Genomic DNA, 17,769 nt, shown 5'->3' with positions numbered 1-17,769 from the left:
TCTTTCAAAGTAACACGGGGTCTAGAAAATACGATCACTCACCCGTCATAATCAACTGTTTCGTCGCCCGCGTCATAGCCACATACAGAAGCTGCGCCTCTGCCTCATCCGTCTTTGATTCCTCTGACGGAAAACAAACCCCCGGAATCGCCACGAGGGGAAACTCAAGACCCTTGCTGCTGTTGTACGACAAAAGCGACACCCTCTTTGCCTTGTCTCCAAACAGAATCGTTTCCTTCCCACCAAAGGGAATCCGGGCCTCATATAGGGCCTTGCGCAAATCTTCCCCCATTGGCTTCCAATGCCGGAATAAAACCGCCATGTCTTTCCATTTGTGTCCCTGCTGGTGCGCCTCTTTCAGCTTGGCGACAATATAATCCACCTCATCCCTCAAGGTCGGCAGCTTGATCAAGATCGGCTTTTCCCCGCTCTCACCGCCTGAAATCGGCGCAATACGCGGGATTGAATCATCGTCCGAATCCTGCGCTATCAGAAGCCCCTGGGCAAACCGCGTCGCACAATCAAGAATCTCCTTGGTATTTCGATAATTCACCTTTAGGATCGTTGTGCGCCCCGTCGCCTGAATATCGACACTCTTAAAGCTGAACCCACGTTTCTTCTTGTTGTAGATCGACTGTGCATCATCGTACAGCACCAGCAAGGAATTTGAGCGCGGATTCACCATCTGCACAATGAGCTTCAACCACTCCGGTCGAAAATCGTGCCCCTCGTCAATCAACACCGCATCATACTGGCCTGCCGGGATATGCTTGCTATCCACCGCGCGAATTACCGCATCCACCAACTCATCGCTAAATTCATCGTCGCTCAGACCTTTTGCCGGCAGCACCACATGGAAAGCGTTCAACTGGTCCCGGCACCACTTGTGGAAATGGCGCACCTGCACCTTTGCCTCGAGTCTCTTTGATTCCATCCACTCTTCCAGACGCCGGGCAAGAACCTTGTTGTAACAAAGAATCAGAATCGGCCGTGAACAGACCTGCGCCAGATACTCCGCCCTGAACCCCAGGATCAGCGTCTTGCCGGAACCCGCCACGCCATGAATCACCCTGTGGCCTTCCCCCAGGCTCCGGGCAAGTTGTTCCTGCTGCAAATCCATCACCTTGATAATATCCGGTGGTGTTATATCTGCGTCGTCCTGGAAATCGAAAAGAGATGCCTGTTTGTAAGGAATGCGTATTTCAGGGAAGAGATGCCAGCGGACACGTTCTATCTGTGGAAGGGTCAACATCCCCTTGTTGTGGTAGGTAAACATCCCCCAAAGCTGTTCCTGAAACGCCAAGGGGTCAATCGTATCGAGCATTTCATCCTGACAAATCACCCTATGGGACGGAATCACATTATCCATCTCGTGCAGGTCGAAAACCTTGCGGCTGATATTGGTAAGGACAACACCCCACGTCCAGGGGAAAAGCAGCTTGCCGTTCTCCGCGCACACCAACTGCGGATCACGCTTAAGGATATTTATAATCTCGGTAATATACTCATGGGCCTGTTCAAAAGGATTCTTTTCGTCCTTGACGGCGTCATTGATCAGCAGCTTGAAACTTGTCGGGCTGGCCTCCTGAATATAATCAACCCGCCAGTCCTTGACCTCAAGAACGATAATCCCCCGTTGCGGATGCAGAATAATGAAATCAGGATAGCGGCTTGACCGGCCAATGGGCACGTTGTACCAGCAGAGATAGTCGTCATCCAGCTTGCTCTCAAGCCGGCCGGCAAAACGTTTTTCCCCTTGCGTCATTTTCTTTAAGCAGGTGCTTAAAGCAGGAATGAGGGTAGCCATCCGATGGTTTAGCTCCTTTCCGTAGTTCAACGGCAAATATCTGGAAATGTTAAATTGGCTTGTCAGAGCAACCCGCAAGGGGCAGTCCTACAAAATTCAAAATTGAAGATTGGAGACCTGACCTCTCTTAAGTCATCTTAAATCTGTCCACTTGACAGGGAAGCTTACGATGCCAGGTCTTTAATAGAAGGCTGCATAAGTGGCATTTCTTTCAACCTTATCCAAATCGAAAGGATGAAATCATTCATATTCATTCCTTGTTGCACAACGTGGTGCCCGGTTGACCTGCGAGCCCGGCTTTTTCGGGCTGGCGGCGTCCAACCGGCTGATTGGGGCTTATTTCATTTAGATTTGAACCTCTGATGAAGTTGAATAACGCCGGAATATCCAAACTTTTCTAGGTATGGTGTGAATAGCCCCTTGTTGTTAGTGAGTTCGGACCCGAAAATCTGATCTGTCCAATATTCAACTGGCCTAATATCTTCAATTCGAATAAGATCAACCGAAATATAGTGATTCATTAGATAGAAAAATGTAAAAAGATCATCAAAAATTACTCTGCAATACCTCTCGTCTTCACTATACCCTAGACCATCTGGTCCCTCGATACTGGCATGCATAGCTCTCTCATACCTAGACCAGTGATATTCAAAATCTTCCTTTCCGTTTCTTGTATCCTTAAACTTCGCAGGTACTTTTGATTTCCCATGTTCCCAATCTAGCATTTGACAAGCCAACACCAAAACCTCATTCGATAATAATTTATCTATTTCTCTTGACGCAAATTCGGATTGTTTCCACCTTTGCCCCTTTCTGTATTGCAGGTATCCAAGGAAGAAACCTAATGTTGCAATAGCAACTGTGCCGAATTTGATACAGATGTCTAAGGTTGTTGACATGCTATCTCCCTCCAACGTGGCTGTGGCACTAATTTGACAGGTATTGCCGATGGTTATGCCATAATCAGTCCCTCATTTAAGTGGTTAGTTAATTTACGGACATGCTTTCTATTTTTTCAAAAACTTTGCGTGCAATATTTTCAAGGCCACCTAACTCGGCAATTCCTATAGTTGCCAACGCTCCGAACATTTCTGAAAAATTTAGAACCTCCTCGACCTCTTCTTTAGAGTAATTTGGTTCTATTGCTTCACTTGTGTTCCAGCGTTGTACGTGGATGCCTCCGGTGTGGGTGTAAGCACACATAGAGTCCCATCCTTGTTTTTTTATTTTAGATAGCGTTTTCTCGTTCTCTTTATAATTTTTCTCAATGTCGGAAATCAGACTATTGGTTTCTAGAAATTTGCATTTTTTGCCCGATATAAATCTATCAACTCTCACGTCTGTTGCACATTGCGAAAGCCAGAGGCCACGGATATATGCTTCAAATTCAAGGCGGATGAGCGCAAAGCTAGAGGCGTAAAGTCTATTTTCAATGAGGAGAACTATTGAGTGATGGTGGTCTTGAGCAATGGCATAGCATGGGGCGGCGGCTCTAACTCGGTTGTTTGAAGGTAGTTGCTGTTCATGAATGGATTGACGTAACCATTCAACAAATTCACCAGCTTCTCGGATGCGCTCAGGTGTGACCATATTCCGTACTCCCGTTTTTTTGGTGCAAGCCTCAAGGGTCGGGTCTCCAAAATTCAAAATTGGAGACGTGACCCATCATAAGAACCTTAATGGATTTAAAACCATTTTGGCTCCACATATGGTCCAACATTCCTGCATTCAGGATACCGGGTACACACCCAAAATTTCTTTCCTGCCTCATCTCCTGACTTCTTCTCCCTCACCTTCATTTCGCTTCCACACGCGGAACATCTTTCAAGATCACTCGACGGTGCCGGTTTTACCTTCACTGGCTTAGACCCTGCTACATTTACAGCTTCTTCCTCGACCGGCGCTTGCGTTGAAATGACAAAATTCCCCAGTTTGGTTTGAAGCTCCCGCAAGGTATATGCCCGCTTAACCGGAAACCGTGCTATCGGAACATTTGCCGCTTCCAGCGCTGCGTCCAAAAACTCATCTCTTGCTCTCCGAGCCTTTTGCTCATGGGTACGGTCATCAAGCTCAATGACCATTTCAATGGCAAGGCTCCGAGCATTACAGATCACAAAATCCACATGCTTGCTGCTGATCCTGTTAAAGGCCTTCTGTTGCGTTCTGCTGTCCAGATTATTCTTTGGCTCAATGATGTCGCATAAGCGCACCTTGCCGTAAATCTGGTAATTCTTGTTCAGTGATTGTTGCAAGGTATTCAGGAAATTCAATTCGGCAGGGGTAAAGAGGATTTCTCGGCTCTTGTACGGCAGGTCGTAATTTTTGGATGTTCCCCGGTGCAAAAACCATTCTCGAATCAACGAGAAAATCATTGCACATATAATCACCATTGAAAAATAATTTGCAATAGTGGGCGCTGCTTGTGCTGCCGCACCTTGCATCGCCGTTCCTAACGGCCCCGGGGTCCTGCCCCCTGAAAACCACGCGGGAATGGCGGTACGTATTACTATATTCCCAAACACCAGAAGTGTTGCGCTTACCCACCAAGGCGTTTTTATCAATGTCTCAAAAAAACTGTCATTTCTCGCCATGCATGATCCGGTTATCGGTAATTGAGAATTATTAGAAATACATTTACGCCACAAAAATCCACAATTCAACTGTAATATCAATATGTTAAAAATATTAACACTATTCCAAAAATGTTAATAAAATTACCATTCCGGGCGCTCTTGCAAAACAACCCGTTATCACACGAAAAAAGGCACCCGGAATAGTTCCAGATGCCTCGGTTTGTGTCGTTTTGCTACAGCGTCAAATAATCAGATAAGCTACAACCATCAGGCAGGGGTTTTGTTGTTCCACAAAACGTCCCGCAACAAACAAAAAAAGGGCCAGCCGATCAGGCTAACCCTTTGAATTTGTTTGGAGGCGACGGGCGGATTTGAACCGCCGAATAAAGGTTTTGCAGACCTCTGCCTTACCACTTGGCTACGTCGCCACGATGAAATGTGGACGTTTCTTATATAAAATTAGCTCAGGCCTGTCAATCCTTATTTGAACTTGATCGCCACCCCGGTGGCGCGGTACTCGGTTGAGGGTATCACAACCGACATGATATAGGAGCCGTTGATCTCGGGGAAGATAATGGCATCCGCCCCCATCTTGGCCGCCTCCCGGCGCAGGGCCGCAGTGCCCCAGTCGTAGACGTCGGTATTGTTCAGGGCGTCGGTTTTGAACACCTCGCGGGTGATTTGAATCCTGCCGATCTTAATGTACGGACGGATGACCTCGTCCAGGGTCAGGATCGGGGGAAGAGTGGAGGCATCGTCGCGGGTGTTGGAATCCACCCCAGCGCAGCCGGCCAAAAGCGCCACCGTGACAAGCGACAGGAGCCCGAATCGTCTGAGGTAACATATGATTGTCATCATATTTTTGCCCCCTTTGTGCAGTTTTTCCCTCTGGACAGTAGCGTGGTCGCCATGCTAATGTCTGTCACTTTTTATAGCAACAAAAAAAGCTACACCACATTTTTTCGAAGGAGTGGGAAGGATGTCAGGTCATAATAAATGGAGCACCATCAAGCACAAAAAGGGCGCAGCGGATGCCAAAAGGGGCAAGGTATTCACCAAGCTGATCAAGGAGATCTCCGTTGCCGCCAAACTGGGGGGCGGCGACCCCAACGGTAACCCGCGCCTGCGGACCGCGGTCGATAAGGCCAAGGCCGAGAATATGCCCAAGGACAACATCGACCGGGCCATCAAGAAGGGTACCGGCGGGATGGAAGGGGTTACCTACGAAGAGATCGTCTACGAGGGGTACGGCCCCGGCGGGGCGGCGGTGCTAGTGGAGGTGCTGACCGACAACCGCAACCGTTCCGTCTCCGATATCCGCAGCATCTTCACCAAGAACAACGGGAACATGGGCGAGGCGGGCTGCGTTGCCTGGATGTTCAGCAAAAAAGGGCTGATCGTCTATGACAATTCGGTGGATTTCGAGCAGTTGTTCGAGGCCGCCATCGAGGCGGGCGCGGACGACGTGGCCGAGCAGGACGACCAGATCGAGGTCATGACCGAGCCGGGCTCGTTCATCGAGGTCAGGGAGGCCCTGGCGGCCAAGGGCTTCAAGATGGTCAGCGCCGAGATCACCATGATCCCCCAGACCCAGGTGGAGTTGGAGGGGAGGCACGCCGAAACCATGCTCAAGCTGATGGACAAGCTGGAGGACAACGACGACGTGCAGAACGTGTACGCCAACTTCGACATCTCGGCGGAAGAGATGGAAAAGCTGGATATGTAGACAGAGACAATCAAGGGGGCTTCGGCCCCCTTTTCTTTTGGGAGGCCCGCATGGAGAAAGCAACCTTTGCCGCCGGCTGTTTCTGGGGCGTGGAAGACGCCTTCATGGGTGCGCCCGGCGTCGTGGCCACCAGGGTCGGCTATACGGGCGGCCGCACCGAAAACCCTACCTATGGCGATGTGTGCAGCCATGCCACCGGCCATGCCGAGGCGGTGGAGATCACCTTCGATCCCCAATTGACAACCTACGACCGGCTCCTGGACCTGTTCTGGGAGTGCCACGACCCGACCCAGGTGAACCGCCAGGGGCCGGACGTGGGCGATCAGTACCGCTCGGCCATCTTCTACCATTCCGAGGAACAGCGCCAGGCCGCCGAGGCTGCCTTGGAGCGCCTCGACCTTTCGGGCAGGCTGCGCCGCAGGATCGTGACCGAGATCGTCCCCGCCACCACCTTCTGGGAAGCGGAGGCGTACCACCAGAAGTACCATCAGAAGCAGGGGGGCGGCTGCGGGTTCTGACGCCCCCTCCCCTCCGGCCGCCCCGTTTCATTCCATTCATCTTCTAAGAGCTATCGAAACACTCAGGTTGTTCAAAAATAGTCAGAGCGTCGCACCCGCGAGACAAGCCATGAGGAGGCCCTCACCCGGCCTTTGGCCACCCTCTCCCGGAGGGAGAGGGTAACGGTATCCCTTCTCCCCGGGGGAGAAGGATAGGATGAGGGGCGCTACGCCGCACGAAAGGGCTTTTGAGGACGAAGGCCTGATGGCTGTTTTTCAACAACCTCTTAAACTTGTGTCAGGGGATCAGCACGATCTTGCCCAAGGTGCTGGCCTCCATGACGGCATGATGGGCCGCCGCCGCCTCGGCCAGGGGGAGTTCCCTGCTCACCACCGGCCGCAGGGTGCCGTTTTCCAGGCCGGCCACGAATGCTGCATGCATGGAGGCCAGGTCCTGGGGCGTGGCGTTATACAGGGTGACGCCCAGAATCGAGGCCTCCCGCCCCATGGCGTCCCGCGGGTCGATCTCGATCCGGCCCCGGCTGCCGATCACCGCGACCCGGCCGCCCGTGGCCAGCGCCGTCAGGTCCTTGGCCAGGTTCACGTTGGCCAGCATCTCCAGGATCACATCCACACCTTTACCGCAGGTCAGGTCGGCCAGTTTGTCCAGATAGCCCGGCTCGTGGTGATTTAGCACCTGGTGGGCTCCCTGGGCCTGCACCAGCGCCCGCCCCTGCTCGGTGCCGGCTGTGCCGATCACGCGCAACCCGGCGGCCCGGGCGAGCTGCACCGCGCCGAGCCCCACCCCGCCGCTGGCGCCGTGCACCAGCACCGTTTCGCCGGCACAGGCGTGGGCCCGCTGGAACAGGGCGCGATAGGCCGCGCCGTAGGGGACCCCGATGGCAGCCCCCTGGCCGAAGGTGATCCCCTCGGGCAGGGGGTGGGTCTGGAACTCGGTGCAGAGCACCTGCTCCCCGTAGGTGCCGGAGACGGACCAAGCCACGTACACCCGGTCCCCCACCCGGCGATGCTTCACCTCCGGCCCCACCGCCGCGATCACCCCGGCGGCGTCGATCCCCGGCGTATAGGGGGGTGCCGCGGCGTGTTGGTACAGGCCGGAACGGATATAGGTATCCACCGGGTTGACCCCGGCAGCCTTGACCGTCACCACCACCTGACCCGGCCCCGGCTCCAGGTCGGCCACCTCGTGCAGCGCCAGGACCTCGGGAGGCCCGAATTGAGCAACGCGTATCGCTTTCATCCCATCCACTCCTTTCCCTGAACGTGTCATTTCATACTCCCTATTCTACCCCACTCCGCCGGACCGGGAAGGAAAAAAATGAGCGGGCTGGTGGGGCAGAGCGACGTTCCCGGGGGGTAAACCGCAGGAAAGTATCGCAAATTGCGGGAAAAAAGCATATCATGCGGCCCATAACGCACGAACTACCACACTACGATGGGATATACTTATGACGGTTTCAAAAAAACAAATTCTGGCGCTCCTCAAGGAATACGGGGGGGCGGTCCTTTTCTCGACCCTGCTGCGCGACTTCGGCGGCCGCCACCTGAAGCGCGAACTGAAGAACCTGCTGGAGGAGATGGCGGATAACGGCGAGGTGACCCGCCTGCGGGGCAACAGCTACGTCCTGCCGGGCCAGGTTAAAACCGTGCGCGGCCGGATTTCGGTCCACCGCGACGGCTACGGCTTCGTTGCGCCCGAGGAGGGCGGCGAGGATATCTTCATCCCGGCCAAGTTCATGAAAAATGCCCTGCACGGCGACCTGGTGGAGGCAACCGCCAATCAGAGCCGCATGGGCGGCAGCAAGCTGGACGGGCGGATCGTGAACGTGGTGGAACGGGCCACCACCCGGATCGTGGGACGTTTCGAGGAGAGCCGCCGCGGCGCGGTGGTCATCTCCGACGACCAGCGCCTCAACCTGGCGGTCGTCATCCCCCCCAAGGGGCGCGGCAGGGCCGAGGACGGCCAGCAGGTGGTGGCCGAACTGACCGCCTACCCGATCGGCGGCCGGCCGGCCGAGGGGCGCATCGTGGAGATCCTGGGATGGCCCGACGACCCGGAGGTGGAGGTCCAGTCGGTCATCCGCCGCTTCGACCTGCCCCATGAGTTCGGCCCGGACGTGCTGGCCGAGGCCGACGCCGTACCCGAGGCGGTGAGCAAAGGGGAGTTGAAGGGGCGCGTGGACCTGCGGGGCATGACCACCGTCACCATCGACGGCGAGACGGCCCGGGACTTCGACGACGCCGTCGCCCTGCGCCGTGAGGGGGGCAATTTCCGGTTGTGGGTCTCCATCGCCGACGTCTCCGCCTATGTGACGCCCGGCAGCCCCCTGGACCGGGAGGCCTACCTGCGCGGCACCTCGGTCTACTTCCCGGACCGCTGCATCCCCATGCTGCCCGAACGGCTCTCCAACGGCATCTGCTCCCTCAACCCCCAGGTGGAGCGCCTGACCATGACGGCCGAGATGCTCTTCGACGCCACCGGCCGCATGGTGGAGAGCGCCTTCTACCCCAGCGTCATCAAGAGCACCGCCCGCCTGACCTACACCATCGTCAAACAGATCATCGTGGACAACGACCCGGAGGTGACGGACAAGCATCGCCCCCTGGCCCCCATGCTGGGCGAGATGAAGGAGTTGGCCCTGATCCTGATGGCCATGCGCAAGAAGCGAGGGAGCATCGACTTCGACCTGCCCGAGCCGGAGATCATCATCGGCCTGACCGGCAGGACCGAGGGGATCGTCCGGGCCGAACGCAACCTGGCCCACCAGTTGATCGAGGAGTTCATGCTGGCGGCCAACGAGGCGGTGGCCGCCTTCGTCACCTCCCGGGAGCTCCCGTTCCTCTACCGCATCCACGAGAACCCGGACCCGGCCAAGCTCCACGACTTCCAGGAGTTCATCTACGGGTTCGGCTACGAGTTCGCCCTGGTGGAGGACCGGGTCAACCCCGCCGAGTTGCAGCGCCTTTTGGCCCAGGCCGAGGGGCGGCCCGAGGAGCGCATGCTCAACTACGCCCTGCTGCGCTGCATGAAGCAGGCCCGCTACGCCGCCGAGAACCTGGGGCATTTCGGCCTGGCCTCCCCCTGCTACTGCCACTTCACCTCCCCCATCCGGCGCTACCCCGACCTGGTGGTGCACCGCATCCTCAAGGCGATCCTGGCCCTGGACGAGAAGAAAGAGGACAAGCGCCGCGGCAAACAGCTCGCCATCGCCACCGAACACCTGGGCGAGACGGCCGAGCATACCAGCAAGCGGGAACGGGTGGCCATGGAGGCCGAGCGGGACGTGGTGGAGATGAAGAAGGTCCAGTACATGCAACAGCATCTGGGCGAGGAGTTCGACGGCTATATCACCGGGGTGACCGGCTTCGGCTTTTTCGTGGAGTTGGAGGAGTTGTTCGTGGAGGGGCTGGTGCACATCTCCACCCTGGACGACGACCTGTACACCTTTCAGGAGAAGCAGCACTCCCTGGTGGGCAACCGGCTGCGGCGCGTCTTCCGCATCGGCGACAAGGCGCGGGTCACGGTGGCGGCGGTCACCCCGGCCACCCGGCGCATCGAGTTCACCCTGGCGGCCCACACCCCCTCCGCGCCGCCCAAGGTCACGGCCGGCGCCGGGCCGGCCGAGGAGTACCCGCGGATACCGATCAAAGGCAAACGGGTGAGCGGCCCCAAACGGGGCGTCGGCGCAGAACCCAAGGGGGCTGCGCCCGGCACGGGCACGGGCAAGGGAAAAGGCCGGAGCGGCAGGAAACGGCGCTGATCCCGCGGTTACCGCTCCGGCTGGTCATGGGCGCTACCGCCCCTCAAGGTCTGAATGCGCCGACAATGCCGCTTGATTTGCGGATGCCCTTCGTATAACATTGCCGCGTTTTGCACTAGCGCTTTGCTCAATAATCCACACCGTTCAACAGGGGCGACAGAGGCGTCCGCCCAACCGGGGACAAGGCCGCCGCCCCGGAAAAATCCGTGCAGCACGAAGGCCCATGGAGCTATTCCTCCTTTCTCCAGGGGCCTTCTGCGCCGTAATGAACCGATACAAAGGAGATCACAGATTATGTTTGGTTTTGGCACCCCGGAATTGATTATTATCGCGGCCATCGTGATGCTGGTATTCGGCGTGGGGAAACTGCCGCAAATCGGCACTTCCTTCGGCAAGGCCATCAGCAACTTCAGGAAGGCCGCCGACGGCAAGGATACCGCCGAGCTTCCCCCCCAGAAAGAGTCGTAACCAGGTTTACCGGCATCCGCGGGTCGGCCTGACGCCCGGCCCGCCCGGCAAAAAGCGGTTGCGCAACCGCGTGGCCCTGTGGTAGGAAAGAACCCCATGAGCGATGACAAAGAAAAAGTTGCCCCCTTTATTGAACATCTGGTTGAACTGCGCAAGCGGCTGGTAATCATCGTCGTCGCCGTGGTTATCGGCATGGGCGTGGCCTGGAATTTCTCCGGCCCGGTCCTCACCTTCGTGGAAAAGCCCCTGACCGGCAAGACCTACCTGACCGAGATCAAGAAGATGGTCTATGCCAAGGTCAAGGAACGCGCCCCCCAACTCTATACCCGCTACAAGCTGGACCAGGAGATCAACGCCCCGGAGAAGAAACGCCCGCTCAACTACAGCGCCCCCCTGGAGCCGTTCTTCATCCAGTGCAAGATCTCCATGCTGCTCGGGTTCGTGCTGGTCCTGCCGGTGGTCTTCCTGCAACTCTGGATGTTCATCGCGCCGGGGCTCACCCGCAAGGAACGGCGCATGGTGATCCCCTTCATCACCGCAGCCACGATAACCTTTTGCGTCGGCGCCCTGTTCTTCCTCATCGTGATCTGGCCGGTCATCATCAACTTCTCCCTCTCCTACGAGGCCGAAGGGTTGCAGAGCTGGTTCAACATCAGTGCCTACATCAACTTCTGCCTGCGGCTCATCCTGATTTTCGGCCTGATCTTCGAACTCCCGATCCTGACCCTGATCCTGTCCCGCTTCGGCATCGTCAGTTACAAAATTCTGGCCCCCAAGCGCAAATACGCCCTCCTGGCCAGCGCTATCGTAGCCGCCTTCCACGCCGACCTGATCACCATGTTCGTCATTATGCTTCCCATGTACATGATGTACGAGATCAGCATCTGGGTGGCCCTCATCTTCGGCAAGAAGAAGGTGACCGCCCCGCCCGAGCCGGAGGGTGAAACAATCTAACCAGGTTGTTCAAAAACAGTCAGATCGTCGCCCCCGGAGGAAGTCCCGCGGAGGCGTAGCAGCGCTACGCCGCACAAAGGGACTTTCGAGGAGGCGGCGAGATGGCTGTTTTTCAACAACCTGCCGGGAGGTTCCCCATGACGCAAACCATTGGCATCCTGACCGGCGGCGGCGACTGTCCCGGCTTGAACGCCGTCATCCGCGGCGTGGTCAAGAGCGCCATCATCGGCCACGGCTGGCGGGTTATCGGCATCGAGGACGGTTTCGACGGCCTCCTGAACCTCGATAAATGCGCGCCGCTCACCCTGGAAAGCGTGCGCGGCATCCTCCCCCGCGGCGGCACCATCCTGGGTACCACCAACCGCGGCAACCCCTTCTCCTATCCGGTGGAACAGGACGGTATCATCGTTCACGCCGATCGCTCCGACGCGGTCGTCGCAAACATCAAGACCCTCGGTATCGACGCCCTGGTGACCGTAGGGGGCGAGGGCTCCCTCAAGATCGCCCTGGAGCTGGGCAAAAAGGGGGTGCCGGTGGTGGGGGTGCCCAAGACCATCGACAACGACCTGCGGGAAACCGATTTCACCTTCGGCTACAACACCGCCCTGGAAACGGCAACCGACGCCCTGGACAAGCTGCACACCACCGCCGAGAGCCATCACCGGGTGATGATCCTGGAGGTCATGGGACGCTATGCCGGCTGGATCGCCCTGGAATCGGGCATTGCCGGCGGCGCCGACGTCATCCTCATCCCGGAGATCCCCTTTCACATCGACCGCATCTGCTCCGCCATCACCAGCCGCTCGGCCCGCGGCAGCCGTTTCAGCATCGTCGTGGTCGCCGAGGGAGCCTTCCCGGCAGGCGGCAGCAGGGTCGTGGCCCACGAGGCGGATGAACGCCAGGCCATCGAACGCCTGGGGGGCATCGGGCAGTTCGTGGCGAAGCGCATCGAACAGTGCCTGGATATGGATGTGCGCGTCACCGTGCTGGGGCATCTGCAACGGGGCGGGTCCCCCACCACCTTCGACCGGGCCCTGGGGAGCCGCTTCGGCACCAAGGCGGTGCAGATGGTGGCCGCCGGGGAGTTCGGGCGCATGGCCTGCCTGAAGGGGCGCGCCATCACCTCGGTCCCCATAGAGGATGCCGTCCGCGACCTGAAGCTGGTGGACCCCACCGGGGAGATCGTGCAAACCGCCGAAGAGCTGGGCATCATGCTCGGTCGCTGACCCCGACTCGGCAGCCGCGCAGGGCACGAGCAGCCCCGCCGGAATGACCGTAAAAAATTCTGTTGACAAACAACGGAAAAACCCATAAAAAGATAAAAAAAGTCTTCTTGAGGTTGTATCCCATGATGGAACTTACCCGCAAGGGTGAATATGCAATTCGCGGCATTGTCTATCTGGCATCCCGCCCTACCGATCAAGTCTGCCTGCTGAGCGACATCGCGGCGGCAGTTGACGTCCCCCCTACCTTTCTTGCCAAAATTTTCCAGCAATTCAGCAAAATCGGGCTGGTAAAATCATACCGCGGCACCGGCGGCGGTTTTATCCTCGGCCGCACGGCGGACAAGATCACCCTCCTGGACGTGGTCGAGGCCGTAGAGGGCCCGATCATTCCCAACAGGTGCGTCATCAACGGAATAGATTGCGATCGCAGCAGCAGTTGCAACGTGCACCCGGTATGGATGAACGTACAATCCCAGGTCCGGGGCATCCTTGACAAGGTCACGCTGAAAGAGCTGGCCGAAGGGTAGCCTTCGTCCTTTCGGCCCCGGCCAAAAAAATTTTGCCCAAAACAGGACAATTCAGGTCTTTTTGTGCATAAAAGGATTGCATTTCAAAAAAAAAGTTATAAACTGACAAATAACAGTTTGATTACGCCAAATTACGATTTGCTTCAAGGAAACACCTCACAGCACCACTATCTTAGCAAGGAGGAAGTATGGACGTACTAACCCTCAGTCAGCTGCAGTTCGCGGCAACCGGCATGTTCCACTGGATTTTCGTCCCCCTGACGCTCGGCCTCTCGATCCTGACCGCCTGGATGGAGACCAAGTATGTGACCACCGGGGATGAAATGTGGCTCCGCATGACCAAGTTCTGGGGCAAACTGTTTTTGATCAACTTTGCCCTGGGCGTCGTGACCGGCATCACCATGGAGTTCCAGTTCGGCATGAACTGGTCCGAGTATTCCCGCTACGTGGGCGATATCTTTGGTGCACCGCTGGCCATTGAGGCGACCTTCGCCTTCTTCCTCGAATCGGTCTTCATCGGCGTCTGGATCTTCGGCTGGAACAAAATCTCCAAGAAGGCCCATCTGACCGCCATCTGGCTGGCCTCGGTCGCTACCAACATCTCCGCCCTGATCATCCTCCTGGCCAACGCCTGGATGCAGAAACCGGTCGGTTACGTGCTGCGCAACAACCGGGCCGAGATGGAGAACTTCCTGACGGTCCTCACCAACCCCTACGGCTGGATCAAATTCACCCACACCCTGCTCTCGGGTTATGCCCTGGCCGCGTTCCTCATTATGGGGGTTTCCGCCTGGCATCTGCTGCGCAACAACGAGAACGACTTTTTCAAACGTTCCTTCAGGCTGGCCGCGGTCTGGGCCTTTGTCGCCTCCCTCGGCGTCGCCCTGACCGGGGACTTCCACGCCGTGGAGATCGCCAAGACCCAACCGACCAAGTTCGCCGCCATGGAGTCCCAATGGGAAACCAAGCGGGGCGTCGGCATGAACCTCTTGATCCTGCCGAATGCCTCCCAGGAGTGCAACTCCGTGGAGGCACTCTGCGTGCCCAACGGCCTCAGCATGCTGGCCTTCCATGATCCGAACGCCGAAATCAAGGGGCTCAAGGATTTCCCCAAGGAACTCCGTCCCATGGTCACCCCCACCTTTCTCAGTTTCCGCCTGATGGTCGGCCTGGGCAGCTTCATGATCCTCGCCAGCCTGGTAGCCATCCTCCTGTCGCGCAGACAGAACCTGGAGCGGCAGCGCTGGTTCCTGACGCTCATGGTCTTCGCCATCCCGGCCCCCTACCTGGCTGAACAGTTCGGCTGGCTCGTCGCCGAACTGGGGCGCCAGCCCTGGATCGTCTACGGCGTGCTCAAGACCGCCGACGCGGTTTCCAAGTCCGTCTCCGCGACCCAGGTGGCCTTGTCCCTCTTGGGCTTCACCGTCCTGTACGGCCTGCTTGGCGCCATCGACATCTTTCTGCTGATCAAATACGCCAAAAAAGGGCCGGACAAGAATCTTTCCACTATCATCAACGTTCAAGGGAGGGCATAAACTATGGACATCTCCGTATTCCAGAGCATCTGGTTCGTACTGTGGGGAGTTTTGTGGGCGGTCTATTTCATGCTCGACGGCTTTGTGCTCGGCACCGGCCTCCTGTCGGGGTTCCTGGCCAAGAACGATACCGAGAAACGGGTCCTGATCAACGCGGTCGGCCCGGTGTGGGACGGCAACGAGGTCTGGCTGATCACGGCGGGCGGCGCCACCTTTGCGGCCTTCCCCACCACCTACGCCCTCATGTTCAGCAACCTGTACTCGGCCCTGCTGCTGCTCCTGTTCTCCCTGATCGTGCGCGGCGTCTCCTTCGAGTTCAGGGGCAAACTGGAAAGCGCCGCCTGGAAGGGAGCCTGGGACGCGGCCATCGTCGTTTTCAGCTTTCTCCCGGCCCTGCTGTTCGGGGTGGCCTTCGGCAACATCTTCAAGGGTATCCCCATGAAGAACGATTTCGCCGCAACCAGTTTCAGCTATGACGGGACCCTGCTCGGCCTGCTCAACCCCTACGGCCTGGTGACCGGCGTGCTGTTCGTCCTGCTCTTCGCCGTGCACGGCTCCCTCTACGCCGCCATCAAGACCACCGGCGACCTGAGCAAGCGGGCCGCCACCCTGGCCAACAAACTCTGGCTGCCGCTCCTGGTGGTTGCGGTCGTCTTCTTAGGCTACACCTATCCGGCCACCAAACTGTACGGCAACTTCCTCAAGGCACCGGTTCTCTTGATCATTCCGGTCATTGCCGTGGTCTCGCTCCTCCTGGTCAAACTCTTCGCCGCAAAAGGCGAATGCTACAAGGCCTTCACCTTCTCGTGCCTGACCATTGTCTTCGTGGTCTTTACCGGCGTGACCGGGCTGTTCCCCAACCTGATCCCCTCCAGCATCGACCCGGCCTCCAACCTGACCATCTTCAACTCTTCCTCCAGTCTGCTGACCCTGCAGATCATGACCGTGGTGGCGCTGATCTTCGTCCCGACCGTCATCGCCTACAAGATCTGGGTATACCGGATCTTCAGGGCACCCGTCAGCAACGAGGACGTATTGGGAAGCCCGGATGCGTACTAAATCAGCGCATAACATGCTGATATAGCTCAACAGTACCCCCTCAACTTGACAAACCTACGATCATGAAGTATAAGTAGTACGTACCTTGAGCAACGAACCAAAGTCCCGGCCAACCGGGACTTTGGCGTTTCAGGGTAACTACAACGAGAAAGGAGCACCCAGCCGGAGCCCCCCGACAACACTTCCAGGCGTGTACGCCATTCCGGCAAAGCCGATACAACCGACCACACTCTTTCTTATGCGAAAACAACTACTCTGCTTAACATGCCTGCTGGTGCTCGCAGGCTGCGAAAACACTCCGATCAAAAAAGCGGAGCCGCAGGCTGCTGTCGTCACCACTCCCATTGAATCTCCGCTGGACCGGGAGATCAAGAGCCTCTTGGAGAAGGGCATCTCCATGAGCGAACGCAAGCGTCAGGTCAGCGCCATAGAAGCCGCTTTCACCCGCCGCACAACCCCCGAGCGGGCGCGCCAACTGGCGGCCCTCTGTTTTACCAAAACACTCAGCACACCTTTCATGCCCTTCGACCTGGCCGAGATCGCCCTGGCCGAGACCGGCGGAAGCCGCCTCTCCGCGGTGGCAGTTTCTTCCAAGGGAGCGCTTGGCGTGTGGCAACTCATGCCGCAGCGGGCCAGAAGCCACGGCTACACCCCCCAGGACATGGAGAACGATGAAAAGTGCGCCGAAGCCGCTGTTCGCGAACTGTTCGCCAAGCTGGAAATCGCCGCGGGAAACCTGGAACGGGCCAAAAAACTCTACTGCGGCCAAGGCCCCCAGGCCAATGCCTATCTGAGAAAGATTCGGCACGTCCGCCAGGAAATGCTGGCCGAACTGGAACACCAGACCGAACGTCTCGCCATGGAAGAGTCCGGCACCAAAACCCCCTGATGACAGCCATGGGACGTCTCATCACCCTTTTCATCACGGTTCTTCTGTTGACGGCCTGCGCCGTCTTCGTCAAGGACCCCCAGGTAGCAATCAAACGTACGAATATTGTCGGCCTGGACACCACAGGCTTCGACATGGAATGCTACCTGGGGGTTACAAACCCCAACTCTTTCGACATCTCGCTCTTGGGATATAGCTACGACCTCCAGGTTATGGCCCTGCCGCTGGCCGCCGGCGGTCTCCAGCAGACCGTCGCCTTTCCGGCGGGCGGGGAGGCGGAGCTGCGCCTTCCGGTGCGGATACGCTACAACGACCTGATCGAGATCCTCAAGCGCCGGCCCGACCCGGACAAGATCCCCTACCACCTGGAGGCCCGCCTGCGCCTGGGCACCCCCCTGGGGGAGATGATCATCCCGGTCGTCAGCGACAGCACCCTTTCCCTACCGGAAGCATACCGGCCCGGCGCCTACCTGGACCGCATCGGGGACCTCCTGCGGGGCCTGCGCTGAAAACCTGCCGGAAGCGTGCCGTGCAGCGGTTTTCGGGCGTTTTTGCTTGATATGAAAGCGCGTGCTCTGCTATAGTTGTGCGGATTTTTCCCATGCTGCTTGTATGCGCACGGGCTGCCGCACGGTGATTGCGTGCCCCGTATGGTTTGTTCGTACTCCTACGTCCCACGACAAACCGCACGGGACACGAACCGACGAAAAGGCCGCGGACCGTGAA

At 57.7% G+C, this 17,769-nt stretch carries 17 protein-coding genes and 1 tRNA gene; 11 read left to right on the top strand and 7 right to left on the bottom strand.

Going from position 1 to position 17,769, the window contains the following annotated elements:
* Positions 1–34: 34 nt before the first annotated feature.
* From F6V30_RS10470 to F6V30_RS10445, 6 genes are all read right to left on the bottom strand, one after another.
* Positions 35–1,807 carry a DEAD/DEAH box helicase gene (locus F6V30_RS10470; protein ID WP_151156908.1) on the bottom strand — a complete coding sequence of 591 codons (1,773 nt, stop codon included), beginning with the start codon at positions 1,805–1,807 and terminating at the stop codon, positions 35–37.
* A 341-nt stretch (positions 1,808–2,148) separates the two neighbouring features.
* Positions 2,149–2,706, bottom strand: coding sequence for a hypothetical protein (locus F6V30_RS10465; RefSeq protein ID WP_151156907.1), 558 nt, complete (start codon positions 2,704–2,706; stop codon positions 2,149–2,151).
* An 88-nt stretch (positions 2,707–2,794) separates the two neighbouring features.
* Positions 2,795–3,397 carry a DUF6988 family protein gene (locus F6V30_RS10460; protein ID WP_151156906.1) on the bottom strand — a complete coding sequence of 201 codons (603 nt, stop codon included), beginning with the start codon at positions 3,395–3,397 and terminating at the stop codon, positions 2,795–2,797.
* A gap of 95 nt (positions 3,398–3,492) precedes the next feature.
* A complete protein-coding gene (locus F6V30_RS10455) occupies positions 3,493–4,398 on the bottom strand; it encodes a DUF2726 domain-containing protein (protein ID WP_151156905.1) in 906 nt (301 codons plus the stop codon).
* 335 nt (positions 4,399–4,733) lie between these two features.
* Positions 4,734–4,808 (bottom strand) — tRNA-Cys (locus F6V30_RS10450).
* A 52-nt stretch (positions 4,809–4,860) separates the two neighbouring features.
* Entirely contained in the window at positions 4,861–5,238 is a 378-nt protein-coding gene (locus tag F6V30_RS10445; RefSeq protein WP_246152929.1) for a hypothetical protein, read from the bottom strand.
* A 121-nt stretch (positions 5,239–5,359) separates the two neighbouring features.
* Between F6V30_RS10445 and F6V30_RS10440 the strand changes: the two genes are divergently transcribed.
* Entirely contained in the window at positions 5,360–6,106 is a 747-nt protein-coding gene (locus F6V30_RS10440) for a YebC/PmpR family DNA-binding transcriptional regulator (protein ID WP_149306158.1), read from the top strand.
* 50 nt (positions 6,107–6,156) lie between these two features.
* Entirely contained in the window at positions 6,157–6,624 is a 468-nt protein-coding gene (gene msrA / locus F6V30_RS10435; protein WP_151156904.1) for a peptide-methionine (S)-S-oxide reductase MsrA, read from the top strand.
* 277 nt (positions 6,625–6,901) lie between these two features.
* On the opposite strand, the gene F6V30_RS10430 is transcribed toward msrA, so the two are convergent.
* The gene (locus F6V30_RS10430; protein WP_151156903.1) at positions 6,902–7,864 is read right to left on the bottom strand and encodes an NADPH:quinone reductase; all 963 of its coding nucleotides are present in this window, start codon (positions 7,862–7,864) and stop codon (positions 6,902–6,904) included.
* 208 nt (positions 7,865–8,072) lie between these two features.
* Here F6V30_RS10430 and rnr point away from each other — a divergent pair, with 208 nt between their 5' ends.
* From rnr to F6V30_RS10385, 9 genes are all read left to right on the top strand, one after another.
* The gene (gene rnr, locus F6V30_RS10425; RefSeq protein ID WP_151156902.1) at positions 8,073–10,385 is read left to right on the top strand and encodes a ribonuclease R; all 2,313 of its coding nucleotides are present in this window, start codon (positions 8,073–8,075) and stop codon (positions 10,383–10,385) included.
* Between the two features lie 294 nt (positions 10,386–10,679).
* Complete coding sequence (locus F6V30_RS10420; protein ID WP_151156901.1) at positions 10,680–10,853, top strand: twin-arginine translocase TatA/TatE family subunit; 174 nt, start codon at positions 10,680–10,682, stop codon at positions 10,851–10,853.
* A 96-nt stretch (positions 10,854–10,949) separates the two neighbouring features.
* On the top strand, positions 10,950–11,807 hold the full coding sequence (gene tatC / locus F6V30_RS10415) for a twin-arginine translocase subunit TatC (RefSeq protein WP_151156900.1): 858 nt from the start codon (positions 10,950–10,952) through the stop codon (positions 11,805–11,807).
* Positions 11,808–11,944: 137 nt separating this feature from the next.
* Positions 11,945–13,033: a 6-phosphofructokinase gene (locus tag F6V30_RS10410; RefSeq protein ID WP_151156899.1), complete on the top strand. Its 1,089-nt coding sequence runs from the start codon at positions 11,945–11,947 to the stop codon at positions 13,031–13,033.
* Positions 13,034–13,155: 122 nt separating this feature from the next.
* Complete coding sequence (locus tag F6V30_RS10405; RefSeq protein ID WP_149306165.1) at positions 13,156–13,560, top strand: RrF2 family transcriptional regulator; 405 nt, start codon at positions 13,156–13,158, stop codon at positions 13,558–13,560.
* 188 nt (positions 13,561–13,748) lie between these two features.
* Complete coding sequence (locus tag F6V30_RS10400; RefSeq protein ID WP_151156898.1) at positions 13,749–15,095, top strand: cytochrome ubiquinol oxidase subunit I; 1,347 nt, start codon at positions 13,749–13,751, stop codon at positions 15,093–15,095.
* A 3-nt stretch (positions 15,096–15,098) separates the two neighbouring features.
* A complete protein-coding gene (gene cydB, locus F6V30_RS10395; protein WP_151156897.1) occupies positions 15,099–16,154 on the top strand; it encodes a cytochrome d ubiquinol oxidase subunit II in 1,056 nt (351 codons plus the stop codon).
* A gap of 238 nt (positions 16,155–16,392) precedes the next feature.
* Positions 16,393–17,043, top strand: a complete 651-nt coding sequence (locus F6V30_RS10390) for a transglycosylase SLT domain-containing protein (RefSeq protein ID WP_151156896.1) — start codon at positions 16,393–16,395, stop codon at positions 17,041–17,043.
* A gap of 8 nt (positions 17,044–17,051) precedes the next feature.
* On the top strand, positions 17,052–17,552 hold the full coding sequence (locus tag F6V30_RS10385) for an LEA/WHy family protein (protein WP_151156895.1): 501 nt from the start codon (positions 17,052–17,054) through the stop codon (positions 17,550–17,552).
* Positions 17,553–17,769: the final 217 nt, after the last annotated feature.

Source organism: Oryzomonas sagensis (genome assembly GCF_008802355.1).
GTDB lineage: Bacteria > Desulfobacterota > Desulfuromonadia > Geobacterales > Pseudopelobacteraceae > Oryzomonas > Oryzomonas sagensis.
Note: the sequence above shows the minus strand (reverse complement) of the source record. Positions and strands in the feature narration are given on the sequence as shown.